The organism is Paenibacillus luteus (genome assembly GCF_006542765.1).
GTDB lineage: Bacteria > Bacillota > Bacilli > Paenibacillales > Paenibacillaceae > Pristimantibacillus > Pristimantibacillus luteus.
The window spans coordinates 1-16,487 of the sequence record NZ_SKCD01000088.1; the positions used below are offsets into that span (position 1 = coordinate 1).

10 protein-coding genes are annotated in these 16,487 nt (G+C 44.3%); 2 read left to right on the top strand and 8 right to left on the bottom strand.

Features of this window, described 5'->3' with window-relative positions; genetic code table 11:
- Positions 1–368 precede the first annotated feature (368 nt).
- Positions 369–650 carry a hypothetical protein gene (locus E0496_RS33445; protein ID WP_141506246.1) on the top strand — a complete coding sequence of 94 codons (282 nt, stop codon included), beginning with the start codon at positions 369–371 and terminating at the stop codon, positions 648–650.
- A gap of 30 nt (positions 651–680) precedes the next feature.
- Positions 681–1,349, top strand: coding sequence for a toxin Cry1Ac domain D-VI-related protein (locus tag E0496_RS33450; protein ID WP_141506247.1), 669 nt, complete (start codon positions 681–683; stop codon positions 1,347–1,349).
- A gap of 174 nt (positions 1,350–1,523) precedes the next feature.
- On the opposite strand, the gene E0496_RS33455 is transcribed toward E0496_RS33450, so the two are convergent.
- The 8 genes from E0496_RS33455 to E0496_RS33490 form a co-directional block, all read right to left on the bottom strand.
- A complete protein-coding gene (locus tag E0496_RS33455; RefSeq protein WP_141506248.1) occupies positions 1,524–2,348 on the bottom strand; it encodes a carbohydrate ABC transporter permease in 825 nt (274 codons plus the stop codon).
- The gene (locus E0496_RS33460) at positions 2,345–3,229 is read right to left on the bottom strand and encodes a carbohydrate ABC transporter permease (protein ID WP_141506249.1); all 885 of its coding nucleotides are present in this window, start codon (positions 3,227–3,229) and stop codon (positions 2,345–2,347) included. The genes E0496_RS33455 and E0496_RS33460 overlap by 4 nt, the downstream gene beginning before the upstream one ends.
- Before the next feature lie 132 nt (positions 3,230–3,361).
- Positions 3,362–4,645 (bottom strand): ABC transporter substrate-binding protein, encoded by a 1,284-nt coding sequence (locus tag E0496_RS33465; protein ID WP_141506250.1) that lies wholly within the window; start codon positions 4,643–4,645, stop codon positions 3,362–3,364.
- A 130-nt stretch (positions 4,646–4,775) separates the two neighbouring features.
- Entirely contained in the window at positions 4,776–5,912 is a 1,137-nt protein-coding gene (locus E0496_RS33470) for a response regulator transcription factor (RefSeq protein ID WP_241675090.1), read from the bottom strand.
- A gap of 30 nt (positions 5,913–5,942) precedes the next feature.
- A complete protein-coding gene (locus E0496_RS33475; protein WP_141506252.1) occupies positions 5,943–7,748 on the bottom strand; it encodes a cache domain-containing sensor histidine kinase in 1,806 nt (601 codons plus the stop codon).
- 90 nt (positions 7,749–7,838) lie between these two features.
- Positions 7,839–9,461 carry a glycoside hydrolase family 43 protein gene (locus E0496_RS33480; protein ID WP_141506253.1) on the bottom strand — a complete coding sequence of 541 codons (1,623 nt, stop codon included), beginning with the start codon at positions 9,459–9,461 and terminating at the stop codon, positions 7,839–7,841.
- A 591-nt stretch (positions 9,462–10,052) separates the two neighbouring features.
- On the bottom strand, positions 10,053–10,760 hold the full coding sequence (locus E0496_RS33485) for a DNA alkylation repair protein (protein WP_141506411.1): 708 nt from the start codon (positions 10,758–10,760) through the stop codon (positions 10,053–10,055).
- A 396-nt stretch (positions 10,761–11,156) separates the two neighbouring features.
- Positions 11,157–16,262: an InlB B-repeat-containing protein gene (locus E0496_RS33490; RefSeq protein ID WP_141506254.1), complete on the bottom strand. Its 5,106-nt coding sequence runs from the start codon at positions 16,260–16,262 to the stop codon at positions 11,157–11,159.
- Positions 16,263–16,487 lie beyond the last annotated feature (225 nt).

Consider the following 16,487-nt stretch of genomic DNA (forward strand, 5'->3'; position numbering starts at 1 on the left):
ATAAAATCAAACACTTCCGACGTGTGGCTACTCGTTACGACAAGTTAGCCAAGTCATTTTTGTCGTTTGTATATGTAGCTGCCATCTTCAAATTGTCTCAGTAATGAGTTTTCAGACACGTCCTAGTTTCATCCAATTTCTTCTAATTTATATTATAAGCATTTCAAACAAATGGAGGGTAGGGACTATTTGATTAAAATCATTTTTTACAGTCAATCAATAAATACGATCAAATTTCACTACCTCCATTATCATTTATATGTAAATTTTGAAAATGTTTCTTGCTTCTCTATCCACTATTTAGTAATGTTAATTCATTGCATTTATCTGGTAAATTTTGATAATCACATCATTGAAGGAGACTTGACATGAAGAAGGCCACCATCATTTCAATCACAGCTGTTTTACTTATTGCATGCGTAACAGGTTTTACTTTTTGGAAAATTAACGATGATAAAGAGAAAAAAGAACTGGCTATCCTAGCAGACATTGCTAAAATTCAGGAAAGTGTAAATTCGCTTTATAAAGACGAACAAAAAACAAATCTTGCCGATAATATCAACCCTGATATGATCCAAACCACACATGACTTATATTCTACTTATGCTAATCAGGAGTTGTCCTCTCAAGCCACCACATTATTAGAGTAGGCTTCAATAGATATCAATAATGTCGATAAAATGTTTGCTTTAAAACAAAGTATAGCTAATCTTTTCGATGAGAATGGCGCGATCAAGGAAGCAACTGACATTGATTCTGCCAAGAGCCAACTAGAAGCTTTAAAGTCAGATAAGCCCGTCTTTGTCGAAGAGCTTAACCTAAAATTAAATGATGCCGAAACTCAAATGAAACAGATTGCAACTGCAACCACCATGGTTGACACTTTATTTACATCAGCAGAAAAATCTGCAGTCAAAGAATCCATTATACAAACAGAAATCAATGTAGCCAAAGAAAATGTAAATCAGATTAAACAAAATCAAACAAAAAACAGTTTATTGTCACATATACAAGTAGCTGAAGATTATTTGGATGCCAAGATCAAGGCAGCAGCAAAGGCAAAGGCAGAAGCGGAAGCTAAAGCCAAAGCGGAGGCGGAAGAAAAAGCAAAGGCCGCAGCCGCTAAAAAAAATAAGCCTGGCAAATCGTCATCCTCTACCAAATCTGACGGCACCATAGATATAACCGGATGGTATCCTTATGACACCGGAGATCCCGCCACTTTATTGAAATATTTGTTATCTGGCGATGTAGTCAAGTATAACGGCCAATACTATGCCTCGCCTAAACTAACCGATATGTTGTCCAACCAAGAGGTTGTCTATTTTCATGATATCGCAAATGATTAGGGTAAGCCCGCCTTGAACTTCTAATGAAATAACTTAACGATGAATTAAAATAAATAAAGTCTTACACTTACAAATGAAACCGCCCTCCATCGCTATGAATGGAGGGCGGTTTCACTGTCTTGTTCTTCATTGTTTACTAAGCGCAGAACGAGGCGGAATCGTCCCTGCTCTTCATTAGCCTTTTACAGCCCCAGCAGCTATCCCGCGGACAATATGCTTTTGCATAACGATAAAGAAAATAAATATTGGCACCAATGTTATAATCGTAAGCGTCATGAACATTGGCCAGTTAACGGTAAATTCACCTTTGGCTTTATAGATCTCCAGAACGAGCGTCGATTTGGAGGACGAGTTTAGAAACAGCATCGGTGCCAAAAAGTCGTTCCATATCCACATCGTCTGAAAGATGACACTAGTAATTGTAATCGGCTTAAGCAGCGGGAAAATGATTCGCCAGAAGATGCCCCATACATTGCAGCCGTCGATCACAGCCGCTTCAGACAGCTCCTTTGGGATCGTCTTCATATAGCCCATCATCAGGAAAAAGACAAACACAGAGCCGCTCATATATAGAATAATCAAACCGTATATCTTATCGACTAGCTGTAGTCCACTCATCAATTGAAACAAAGGAATGAGTGTCGCCTGAAAAGGAATCATAAATCCAGCAAGCAAATAGAGCATTGCAAATCGTGTAAGACGATTTGCATTAAACACCACCGGGTATGCCCCCATCGCCCCGATAATCACGATCAGCGATACGGAAAAGAAGGTGATTGTCAAACTGTTTCCAAAGCTGCGCAAGATTGATGTTTCCTCAAAGACCTGGACATAATTCGAAAAGATCCATTTGGATGGGAAAGCCATCGGTTTCTTTGCGGCATCTTGCATCGTTTTAAATGTATTGATAATGATCAGATAAAATGGGAAGAACGCAATGACTCCCGCAGGAATCATTAATATATCGAGAATCCATATCCGTTTATTCGAGTTTGTCATTGCATGCTTTGCTCCCTTCGCTGCATCACTGTGACTTGGAAGACAGCAATCGCTAACACGATTAGGAAGAAGATTATCGACATCGCCGATGCAAGGCCGTATTGGGTTTCTGATATTCCTCTTAACACAATTACCTGAGTGATTGAATAGGTTTCATAGCCAGGCCCGCCCTTTGTCAATGCAAATGGAATTTCGAATACTTTTAGCCCGCCGGTAAGCAGCAGCATGACGCTTATCGTCATCGCGGGAGCAAGCAGCGGCAAAGTTATAAATCGAATTTGCTGAAAACGGTTCGCTCCGTCTATCGAAGCAGCCTCGTAATAATCCTTCGGAATCGATTGCAGAAAAGCCAAATACAGTACAGCATGCCATCCTGTGATTGCCCATGTTGCTACGACAATCGTAGACAGCTTTGCGAGCAGCGGATCGGCGAGCCACGGCTGCGGTCCGATGTTAAACAGCTCTCTGAGGATGGTATTCAATACGCCTGACCCGATTGGCGCAAGGATAAATCCCCAAATGTAAGCAAGCAATAGACCGCTCGGGATCGACGGAAAGAAGAAGATCGCACGAAGCAAATTTTTGGTAAAAAACTTTTGATCCAATATCATAGCGAGCGGAATCGCTAATACTGTAACGAGCAGCGCCTTGGAAAAAGTAAAGAATAGAGTATAAGAAATTGCGGAAATGATGGCATCGTCAGCAAATATCCGCACATAATTTTTCATGCCTACAAAATCATATACCTTCGAGTATCCATCAAAATTAGTAAAACTAAGAAAAAATGATTTGATAAGCGGATAGATCGTAAACAATGAATAGATGGCAAGAATCGGAAGCAAAAATAATTGAAACTGCAGTTGACGAACAAATTTGGTCATAATTTGCCTCCTAATATGACTTTTATTTCATGATAACTGTGTTGGAAGCAACGGATTGGCATGGATAAATCGGTTTTTCATCGATAAGAGGGCAGCAGGATTACCTCTGCCCTCTACATGACCTAAATCAGTTTATTTATTATCCATTTCCCTCAGTTTCTTATCAAGTGAAGCGGTTGCCTGCTCAGGGGTTATTTTGTTTACCGCTATATCCTGTAACCCTACAAGGAATTGGTTGCGCAGCGCTTCCTGATGTCTACCCCACGATACCATTGGCAAGTAAATACGTCCTGCCATCAAGCCGTCTTTATAAGCCGGCTCATACGCCGGATGTACTTTGGTTTCATAGCCGTGAACGGTTATGATTCCGTTCGTGCCTTCCTCGAATTGCTTCAAACCTTCTTGTGTTGTTAAATAATCGAGAAACAGCAGAGCCTCTTCCTTGTTTTTCGTTTTGTTATTAACGGCGAAGCCTACGCCAGGTGCCCCGTTAAAATATTTGTTGCCTGGTTCTTTTCCTGGAATAGCCATGATTTCGAATTCGATATCAGGGTTAGTTGCCTCAATCGTACTGATGTTCCAAGGACCGCCAGGGAACATAGCTACATTGCCCAGGGCAAACTCATTCATGACTTGGTCACTCGTCATTCCAATCATATTCGGTGTCAATATTTTGTTGTCGATTAGTCCTTCCTTCCACATCGTCAACACTTCTGTCCAACCTTCGGCAAAGGTCGCTTCGCCATTAAACAGCTTTTCGTCAAACGATGGGTCTTTCGTTAACACATTGCTGCCGAACATAGCCGAATGAATAATCGTGATATCATGCATTCTGTCATATAGCGGAAGGATACCCGCTTCTTTTAACTTCAAGCAGACTTGGATGAACTCATCCCATGTTTCTGGCAATTGAGTGATGCCAGCCTTTTGGAACAATTGTTTATTATAAAACAGTCCACCAGCCCATCCCGTTTGCGAAAAGGCGTATGTTCTTCCATCCTTGCTCAGCATTGGCTTGTTGCTGTCGAGCATAACGGACATGAACGGTTCGTCGGTCAAATCAAGCGCGTAACCTCCGTTAATGATTTCATTGCGGTTTTCCGCGGCGATGATGAATAGATCAGGAGCCGTATCCGACAACAGCATCGTTTGCAATTTGGCAATATAATCTGTTACAGGCGGAGCAAATTGAAAGTCGAATGAAATATGTGGATATTTCTTCTTAAAGCCGTCTAACACGGGTTTCATCTCTTTTTCATTGTTCCAGGCCAGAATGCTGAGCTTGACTGATTTAGGCGCATCTCCACCTGTGGAAGCCTCATTTTTCTTGCCCCCATTATTGGATTGGCTACATGCAGCTAGCATGACTGACAAACAAAGAATGGTGATTAAAAGCAACAAAGACTTTTTCTTCATGTTAACTAACCCCCTAGTTATCTGGTTTGATGTAAGCACTTACAATACTAGTATAGTAAGATCTACTTCGAATCTGAATTCAAATTATTGCATGGTTTATTGTCAATTGTTGCGCTTGCTGCATGAATGATCAATCGGTGTGAGCTGGTGAAGAACGATATTCTTTAGGCGTCATGCCATAATATTTTTTGAAGACACGGCTGAAGTGGCTCTCGTCCAAAAAGCCGATATGCTCTGCTATACGGCTGTTCTTCCAGCTCGTTCCGACAAGCAGTTCAGCAGCTTTCTCCATCCGCACCTTGATCACATAAGACCAATAATTTACGCCGAATTCCTGCTTAAACGCCCGGCTTAACTGATACTTGTCAATGTCGAACCTCCCTGATACAGATTGTAATGTTAAATCCTCTTGGTAGCTTCTATCTACATACGGTTTAATCCGCAGCATCGCATCCCTCAGCTTGGAACCAGTTTCGGCAGGCCCCCCTATATCTTGCGCGCTTTCCGCAATTAACTGCGGCAGGGATGCGGCATCCTGGGCAATCGAGCTGATTCCAACTGACCACTGTTGGTTGGGTGATAGGACTGACGCTTTTTCTAACACAAACTCGCGAAATTCTCGCAATTGGCTGCTCGTTAAATCATCTCCCCCGCCAACAAGCACCACCATTTCCTTTTTATTTTTGCAACAAATCACACAGCTAATTTTATTGTCCACTTGTTCTTGCAGCCAGCAAGAATAGTCGGTCTCTGAAGGCAAGCCATCCACAAAGGTCAAAATTGCAAATCGGTCCACCGAGAGAAATTCAAGTCCTTTCCGGACGATGGACAACGATTCTGCTTCTATCGAGCCGGAATAGATCGTCTGATTTAGTTCATTACGAATCGATTGCCGTCCAGCCGCTGCGGACTCTTGAATCAGCTCCACCAAAACATCTCTAAGCTGATCAGCATCGACCGGCTTTAGCAAGTAATGGGAAACCTGCAGCCGGAGTGCGTCTCTTGCGTATTCAAATTGATCATAAGCGCTCAGAATAATGGTCCGAGGCAAATGACCTGACTGCTGCATCCGCTTCATCGAATCGATTCCGTTTAGCATCGGCATATGAATATCCATGATCATCATATCCGGACGAAAGGTATCGACCATTCGGGCGGCTTCCTCGCCGTCATAAACATGCTGCACTTGCGTAAACCCCATTTCGCTCCAACGGATGACTTTATCCAAATAGCGATGCAACGATATTTGGTCATCCACGATAAGCATCTTCACGCCCATCACCTCCCCCTAATGATTTCAAGCCTTTGGCAAAACAACATAAACCGTGGTATAAACCCCTTTTTTACTTCTGAGCTTCAATCCGTAATTAGGGCCGAATTTCAACCGAATACGCTGATTGACGTTATATAAACCTATGCCGTCTGGTTTAAAATCCCGTAAGCTCAATTCTCGAGCCAATTGATTGCATCGGCTCTTCTCTATTCCTCTACCATTATCTCGAATTGCAATCATAATCCCTTTTTTGACTGCCACCACACTGATCGTCATTTTAGCCGACTGCGGGTTTTCGCCAAATCCGTGAAGAACTACGTTTTCCACGAGCGGCTGCAAAATCAGCTTAATCGTTCCATGTTTTAAAATGGACCCATCCGGTATGCGATACTCGATATCAATTCGATCATCATATTTTTTATTCAATATATACAAATAGTCTCTGACATTCTGGACTTCCCGCTCCAGTTCCACCATTTCTTCCGATTGTTTCATTGAGTACCGCAGCAGACTGCTCAGCGACAATACCAATTGGTTGGAATCCTCCGTACTGCCGCATACAATCTCGGTTTGCAGCAGTTGCAGCGTATTGAAGAGAAAATGCGGATTAATTTGTGATTGCAGTGTTTTGAGTTCTACCTCTTTTAATGCAATTTCTGATTGGTAGTTTTGTTTTACCAGCGTTTCGATTCGGATCACTAGCTCTTTAAATTTGTTGCCTATCAAGTTTAGCTCGCGATATTTATAGTTATTCGTCTTGACATATGTACTGTCTCCTCCGATTTTGTCCAATGTGAAAAGCAAGCGTCTGAACGGTCGAGAAATTCGAACTGTAATCGTTATGGAAATAAGAAGGTTAAGCAGCAAACAAAGATAAATGAAACCAATTAATTTAGACTTGAGCGAGTCTGCCTGCCCACTGATGATAGACATCGGAATCGTTGAGATCATTCTCCAGCCCTGAACAGCAGTAGGATGAAAGATAACAAGCGTCTCCTTCCCGTCCAGCTCAGTCACTAAACTTCCGGAGTCGCTGGCATAAATTAGCTCAATACCTGAGAAGTCGAGCTTTGTACCGATGGCGGCCGTATCTTTGTGAACGATGATCGTCTGCTGGGTATCAATCATAAAGATGCTTTCATTATTCTGATACGAGTTAAATTCGAACATCCCGTTAATTTTGTCTAAATCCAAATTGGCGATGACTGCTCCAATCGGCTCACGGGCATAATCCTTAACAGGTAAAGCGATGGACAGTGTCGGTCTGTTGTACTTTGAAATATTATTTTCCAAGTAGTAGTCCTGCTTGTGGAGCCCAAGCGTAATAAAGCCTTTGTTCGGAGTTCCCGAAATCGCCTGCTTAAACCAATCTTGCTCGATAAATAGATAATTCCAACGGAGCGACTTTCTCCCATCCAGGTTATTTACATAGCCATTTTCCCCCAATATTAGAATATCGCTAACCAGAGATTGCAAAGAAGATACACCAAATGCGACGTCCGCTATATTTCTCTCATGCTGGATGCGTCCTTCAACATCCATTTCCCTGCCCGGATTCATCATGGCGCCAAGCGAGTAATGGCTCGCCAGAAGAACAAGTGGACGAGTCGCCTCTTCCAGATTGAAGCTGAACCCGCGTGCCGCTTGCTCCATCATTTTATAGCTGGATTGAGTGATTTCCTTGGTAAGGCTTGTTGTTGAATCTCGAACGGATAATAGTCCTAGCAGCAATAAGAGCAGAATGTTGACCAATAAATAAGAAAACATAATCGTACGAATAATGGTCTTTCCCGTTAGGGAACGACTTAAAAAATTTGCCGCATTGTTCATATAAGCGCGCTCTCCCATTAGTGGTTGATGTCACATAAAAACCCATAACAAAGTTATGGGTCGTTTCAAAGGCAATGCTCACTGTCCTCTTTATTGATCATCCATTGACGTAACATTATGCTCAACATACCGGAAATAATCGAAGTCCGCATGTTTACGTTCTCCGCTCAAGTCTTGGACGCTCATACCGATAAAATTGCCTGTAAAACGGATATAATCCGAATATTCATCAGATAAATGACTTACATCAAGCTCAGGCCCGATGGCGTTCCATTCCCCGTCCTCCACCGCGTACATGAACCGGGCTTTCTCATTCTGAATCATAACCTTCAAATGATAGGTTCCAGTGCCAACCGGGATATCCCGCTCCAGTACTTCATTGTAGACGCCATTTATTGATTGAATAATCCCTATGCAAACCCCTATTTCCTCATGAAACGTCACACGCAAATAAACATAATCACGCGTATCGTAGAACAGAATCAATCCTGCCATTTGCTGATAATGCTCGGGATCGTATTTCATCGCTGTCTCCGCTTCACAAGACATCGCTTGTTGCCGGCGTGCGACAAGACTTTGGCGATGCGTTGAGCTCATAGACTCTTGGCCCCATAGTCGCAAGTAACCTTGTCTATCTGTTAAGGATAACCACTCCGGACTTGCGGGTATGCGAAGGGTGTTCCATTGCAGCCCAAGCTCCGCGTTATCAAAGTGGTCTATATCCGGTTCAACCGGAAAGGGATGTAATGGCAATTGAGGCGCTTGTACCAGAGCTTGCGGCCAATTGCCTCCTCCATCAATCGCAAGCCAATCATCATTCGTCCAATGACAGCGCTGAATCGCGGTTTCTCTGCCGAGCATGCATAGCTTATCTTTCACAGGGCGACCAACAAGATGAACCATATACCATTCCCCGTTTTGCGTTTCTACCAGCGAAGCATGTCCTGCTTTCTGCAGCTCCAGCTCTGGCTTGCCCGCAGACGTTAAGATGGGATTCGCGGGATCAACTTCATAGGGGCCGTCGATATGCTGAGAACGCGCCATCGTTACCGCGTGTTCATATTGTGTACCACCTTCGGCGGTCAGCAAGTAATAATAGCCATTTCGTTTATATAAGTGCGGCCCTTCTGTAAGTCTGAGCTCTGTTCCTTTAAAAATATTTTTCTTAGGACCGACAAGTTTCTTCTCTTCCTTTGAATATTCCTGAAGAATGATACCAGCGAAAGAGTTTTCCCCTTTCCGATGATCCCAGATCATATTGACGAGCCATTGCCGACCATCCTCATCATGAAACAAGGAAGGATCAAATCCGCTGCTGTTCAAATAAATAGGCTCTGACCAAGGCCCCATAATATCTTTTGCCGTCACCATGTAATTATGAGTATCCTTGAACGCTCCCATACGACTTTTTACATCGGTATAAATAAGATAGAAAAGGCCATCATGATAGCTGATGCATGGTGCCCATGCACCGCCCGAGTTGATATTGCCCTCCATATTCAAATGAGAGGACTTCGTTAATATCGAGGTAAGCGGACGCCAGTTCACTAAATCTTTGGAATGATGTACGAGTACCCCAGGAAACCATTCGAATGTCGAAGTCGCAATATAAAAATCGTCTCCCACACGCACGATAGACGGATCAGGATGAAATCCACGTAAAATTGGATTGCTAATCACATTATTCACTCCCTTAATTGTTTTGTTTAACATAGTGAATACGTTCTACATTACGCCGAATTGATCTATCGAATACGTTTTATCATTGCTCAAATTAGTTTTATAATATAAAACATCGTTCTTGAATAGCGACATAATTGACCCATCTTCAACAAGATTTGATTAATCTCAAACTAGATTATATTTCCTAAGTTGCCATTTTCATACTTCTGTACAATGCTTGAATTACGGGTATATCTCTTCTCTGGCACCCCTCCATATTAGTTTTACATTATAAAACGACGTTCTGTTTATATAATTAAATAATAGCAGACAAGAATTTCAATGTCCATCTTCTACTATTACATGTAACGAGTTTTGAAGAGTCTGCGAACCTTTTCGCCATAGGTGCAGCTCTCCAGACTCGATTGTTCTTTGTTCACTTGCCCCTATACATAGGCTTATGGGGATTTCTGTAGCGAACACTATTTCCATATCAGATGCTAATGCACCTCTGATATCGATTGACATATCCTAAAAACCAAATCTTGCTTTGCTCTGTAAAAAAACAATTCAATACGCCAGCGTTTCCCATAAGCCTCTAACGCTTATGATGAGATAGGCTACCTTGGCCGCGTCTATGCATTAACACCTAACATGTTTGCGTTTGAACCCAAGCCGGTTTTTCACTACTGCTGTTTGAATATTTTCTGAGGCGTTTATAAATTTGCTTTTGGGCTTGTCCTTATTAACTTCAACCGGGCCCACTGCCTTTGCGGTTTCCACAGCCTTATCATGCAGCGGCAAATAGGATACTCCCACGGTGTAAATGAAACTATTCATAGCGTATTTTGTTCGTTCAGGAGAATCATGAATCGTATTTTCCACCAAATCAAGCATGTTCGAAAGTTTGGCTTGAGAAAATTCACGGTCCGGTCGGTTGCCTAACAACCAGCAATAACAGCTCCAACCCGCAGACATTTTAAGCTCTTCTCCGCTTGCGATCCATTTATCCGATACCTCTTGTGCAATATCTGCTTCTGATAACGTGACGGCTACCACAAAATCGGACAGCATATAAAAATAAGCCGCGTCTATCCAGCGATCAAAATCCGCTTCACTCATCGCATCTGGATCTGCAATGACGCCTGCAAAATACATGGCGTCGTAATTTCCTGTGGCGTAAAGCTGCTCAGCCAACGATTGGTCTTTTTTGATTTTTTTTGCAATGGGCTTCATTGCTCCTGTAGCCACGCCGAATAGCGGCTCGTGCGCCCCATTGGATCCATATATTTTCTTGGTCCGTTCTTTGCCGAGAGCCTCAAGCTCCTGCATAACCGTTTCTATATTCATCATTTAACACGTCCTTTCGGAAATACTTTTCATAAGCTATCTTCTCTTTCCAACAATATATTACCACTTAAGGTACCCGTATAGGTAATCCCCAATATACTTCACTCTTATTTTTCCCGGTTCCTATTAATAGTAAACAACACTCCAAAAGTGTAAAGTCTATATGAACATGCCCGTCGGAACATAGGCTTGGCTGCTCTAAAATTGCTTATTGCTTGTTCGTATAAAATAGTTATCTTCCTCTATTTATTGATTAACAACACTAACATAAATAAGCGACCTTCGAGATAAGATTAACTATCTTATCGAAGGTCGCTGATTGTATCCTACATATTACGCATATTTTTATTTTTCATGTGAATTCTGTTGCAAAACCACTTGCTGACATACAATGAATCATTCATTCCATTCCAACATTCTTACTAAAATCGTTGTAGCCTCAGCCCTCGTTGTTTTATCATTGGGAGCAAACTCATTATTACCTTTTCCTTGTATTAGACCTAAATTCTTCAACGCCGCTACAGCGCCCTTCGCCCAATACGGTATACGAGGGTCATCTCTAAAGTCGGTCGCTAGGTTAGTATCCTGCTTCAAGTTAAGCATTCTTGAAATCATTACCACAATTTCCGATCTAGTCACTGCTTGGTTCGGACGAAAACTTCCATCCTCGAAGCCTTTAATAATACCGGCTTGCACCGCCTGTGCTACCGCATCCTTTGCCCATGGTCCAATTTTTTCTGTATCAGTAAAGGTAATCACAGCCTTTTCCGTTTGCGGCTTCAATGCATTCATCAGCATCACCACAAACTCCGCTCTAGTCACGGCAGCATTCGGCTTAAACGTGCCGTTTGGATAACCGTTAACGATTCCTTTACTTACTCCTTGTTTGATATAGGAGGCTGCCCAGTGCCCATGAATATCATTGAATTCAGGCGTTGGATTTGAACTTACCGGCCCGCAAGGCACTGCCTTGCCATTCACTGTTTCAACACATAGTACCGTAAATTTCGCAAAGTAATTTACTTCTACCGAGATCCAATTGCCAGTCACCTTGCTGCCTGCGACTTCCACCCAAGTTTTCTTTATTTCGTCGTAATAGAACACACCTGGTCTTTGATCCTCTTTCATTTTCGAAGGCTCAAAAGCAAAGGATATCGTTATCATTTTTTTGAAGTTCTCTGAGATATTTTTCAAAACCTCAAAAACTCCGCTGACTGGGTGTTTTTCTTTTAATAGAAGTTTTTCGGTTTCCAATTCTCGTTTAATCGTTATTTTTATTTCCTTGTCCGCTGCTCCTGACGGGATAAATATTTTCACGAGATTTTCAAAACTCACCTCGCCTATAGCTCCTACAGGCAGTGTCAGTTTCCCGTCCGTTGAGACCAGTTTAATATTGATTGGGCCACCTGAACTTTTAATAAAACGCCACTGCGCAAACAGAGTTATACTCGTGTTTCCTATTGTAAGTACCGCGCCTGCTGCATAGTTCGTTCCGCTACCGTTTGCTTCGGTGTTCCAGCCTGCAAACGTATAACCCGGTTTCACCAAATTACCTGTATTTCCCAGAATGGTTGCTGCTGTGCCTGTTTCGTACGTTCCGCTGTCAATAGGAATCGTCCCTGTGGTGCTGCCGTTGCCGTTATACGTAACGGTATAGGTCGGAGTCAACGTCCACTTCGCATACAGCGTTATGTTCGTGCTTCCCATCGTAAGCGTCGCGCCTTCTGCATAGTTCGTTCCGCTACCGTTTACTAAAGTGTTCCAACCCGCAAACGTGTAACCCGATTTCACCAAGTTACCTTTATTACCTAGCACGGTTGCTGCTGTACCTGTTTCGTACGCCCCACTATCTGAAGGCGCCGTTCCTCCAGCACTGCCGTTGCCGTTATACGTAACGGTGTAGGTCGGGGTTAACGTCCACTTCGCATACAGCGTTACGTTCGTGCTTCCCATCGTAAGCGTCGCGCCTGCTGCATAGTTCGTTCCGCTACCGTTTGCTTCGGTGTTCCAGCCTGCAAACGTATAACCCGGTTTCACCAAATTACCTGTATTTCCCAGAATGGTTGCTGCTGTGCCTGTTTCGTACGTTCCGCTGTCAATAGGAATCGTCCCTGTGGTGCTGCCGTTGCCGTTATACGTAACGGTATAGGTCGGAGTCAACGTCCACTTCGCATACAGCGTTATGTTCGTGCTTCCCATCGTAAGCGTCGCGCCTTCTGCATAGTTCGTTCCGCTACCGTTTACTAAAGTGTTCCAACCCGCAAACGTGTAACCCGATTTCACCAAGTTACCTTTATTACCTAGCACGGTTGCTGCTGTACCTGTTTCGTACGCCCCACTATCTGAAGGCGCCGTTCCTCCAGCACTGCCGTTGCCGTTATACGTAACGGTGTAGGTCGGGGTTAACGTCCACTTCGCATACAGCGTTATGTTCGCGTTCCCCATTGTAAGTGCAGCGCCTGCTGCATAGTTCGTTCCGCTACCGTTTACTAAAGTGTTCCAACCCGCAAACGTGTAACCCGGTTTCTCCAAGTTACCTGTATTACCTAGCACGGTTGCTGCTGTACCCGTTTCGTACGCTCCACTATCTGAAGGCACCGTCCCTCCGGTGCTTCCGTTGCCGTTATACGTAACCGTATAGGTCGGAGTCAACGTCCACTTCGCATACAGCGTTATGTTCGTGCTTCCCATCGTAAGCGTCGCGCCTGCTGCATAGTTCGTTCCCAGGCCAGTCGCAAGAGTGTTCCAACCTGCGAATGTATAACCCGGTTTCACCAAATTACCTGTATTTCCTAGCACGGTTGCTGCTGTACCTGTTTCGTACGCCCCACTATCTGAAGGCACTGTTCCTCCAGCACTGCCGTTGCCGTTATACGTAACGGTATAGGTCGGAGTCAACGTCCACTTCGCATACAGCGTTATGTTCGTGCTTCCCATCGTAAGCGTCGCGCCTGCTGCATAGTTCGTTCCCAGACCAGTCGCAAGAGTGTTCCAACCTGCGAATGTATAACCCGGTTTCTCCAAGTTACCTGTATTACCTAGCACGGTTGCTGCTGTACCCGTTTCGTACGCTCCACTATCTGAAGGCACCGTCCCTCCGGTGCTTCCGTTGCCGTTATACGTAACCGTATAGGTCGGAGTCAACGTCCACTTCGCATACAGCGTTATGTTCGTGCTTCCCATCGTAAGCGTCGCGCCTGCTGCATAGTTCGTTCCCAGGCCAGTCGCAAGAGTGTTCCAACCTGCGAATGTATAACCCGGTTTCACCAAATTACCTGTATTTCCTAGCACGGTTGCTGCTGTACCTGTTTCGTACGCCCCACTATCTGAAGGCACCGTCCCTCCGGTGCTTCCGTTGCCGTTATACGTAACCGTATAGGTCGGAGTCAACGTCCATTTCGCATACAGCGTTATGTTCGCGTTCCCCATTGTAAGTGCAGCGCCTGCTGCATAGTTCGTTCCGCTACCGTTTACTAAAGTGTTCCAACCCGCAAACGTGTAACCCGGTTTCTCCAAGTTACCTGTATTACCTAGCACGGTTGCTGCTGTACCCGTTTCGTACGCTCCACTATCTAAAGGCACCGTCCCTCCGGTGCTTCCGTTGCCGTTATACGTAACCGTATAGGTCGGAGTCAACGTCCACTTCGCATACAGCGTTATGTTCGCGTTCCCCATTGTAAGTGCAGCGCCTGCTGCATAGTTCGTTCCCAGGCCAGTCGCAAGAGTGTTCCAACCTGCGAATGTATAACCCGGTTTCACCAAATTACCTCTATTTCCTAGCACGGTTGCTGCTGTACCTGTTTCGTACGCCCCACTATCTGAAGGCACTGTTCCTCCAGCACTGCCGTTGCCGTTATACGTAACGGTATAGGTCGGAGTCACCGTCCACTTCGCATACAGCGTTATGTTCGTGCTTCCCATCGTAAGAGCTGCACCTGCTGCATAGTTCGTTCCGCTGCCATTCGCTGCGGTGTTCCAACCTGCAAACGTATAGCCCGTTCTCACTAAACTCCCCTTGTCTAGTACTGTTACTGGCGCACCAGTCTCGTAAGCTCCGCTGTCCGTAAGCACCGTCCCTCCAGTGCTTCCGTTCCCGTTATACGTAACGGTATAGGTCGGAGTCACCGTCCACTTTGCATACAGCGTCACGTTTGCGCTTCCCATCGTAAGAGCCGCGCCTGCTGCATAGTTCGTTCCGCTGCCATTCGCTGCGGTGTTCCAACCTGCAAACGTATAGCCCGTTCTCACCAAACTTCCCTTGCCTAGTACCGTTACTGGCGCACCAGTCTCGTACGCTCCGCTGTCCGTAAGCACCGTCCCTCCGGTGCTTCCGTTCCCGTTATACGTAATTGTATAAGTAGGACTCACTGTCCACTGCGCATATAGCGTTACATTCGCCATATCCAAAGTCAGCGTTGAACCTGGCGCATAGCTCGTTCCACTGCCGTTCACAGCCGTGTTCCAACCCGTAAACGTGTAGCCCGTTTTCACCAAGCTTCCCTTACCCAACACCGTTGCCGATGCGCCCATCCCATATGTACCGCTATCTGTAGGTCCAGTTCCACCCGTGTTTCCATTACCAGCATAAGTTACAGTCGAATTTTCGTATACCAGATTCACGTTGTTCCCTACCACTATAAACGTGTTGTTGCCATATTGAATATCAAGCAGATAGTCAGAAATACCCGATGCACTTTGCTTCCAGCTTACTCCATTGCTGGAGGTCACCATCGTCCCCCCAAATCCTACAGCTACATATCGGCCGTTGCCATAAGTAATACTGGATAATGATTGTGTTATACCCGATGTTTGTACGGTCCAAGTCACTCCATCAGGCGATGTCACAACCGTTCCAGCGGTTCCTACCGCCACATATTGTCCGTTGCCATAAGTTACAGCCTGCAGATAATTGCTTGTATTCGATATCCGCTTCGTCCAACTTACTCCGTCAAGTGAAGACCATAATTCACCATGTTGCCCTACCACTACAAACTTATCACCATAAGTAACGCCATACATATACGAACCACCAGCACCAGAAAGAACCTGACTAGTCCAAGTCACTCCATCAGAGGAGGTCACTACTGTTCCAAATTGCCCAGTCGCTACATACTTGCCTCCTCCGTAAGCGATGCTTGCTAAGTGATTACTTGTATTTGAGGTCGAAACGCCAAGCAATTGTCCAGGTACCCAAGTTAGAATTGTGCCTTTCCCTCCAACCATCACATACTTGCCGCTAGCATAGATAATATCATTGAGACTTTCTGAAGTACCTGACACAACACTACCTGAGAACTGACCTCCACTATTGTCTAACGAATAATAAAGTGCCCCGCTATTTCCCACAGCAACAAACCTGTCAGGGCCACGGGTAACAGCGTTCATTATTTTACTCACTTGATAGTCCGGCTTGTTCCATGCAGCAAAAATAGAAGCCGGGTGAATTACTTCCAATAAGATAAGTAGTGCAATAAACAAAGAAGCAAAACGCCGTTTAATCATCAAATCTATACCTCCAAATCTAAATTATTTATGATATACACTTGATGTTTACTCTTCAAATCCTTGGTAGACCATGCCTCTGATTCGAATGCATATAGACATATTTTATCAAACGCCCTGCCAGCTAATATTAATGTATTCTTAATGGTTTAAAAAAGGATAATGAAGTTATAAATGAACGCCAGGCACTCCAATCGTCAAAAAAAATACTGAGTCTGATTAAAT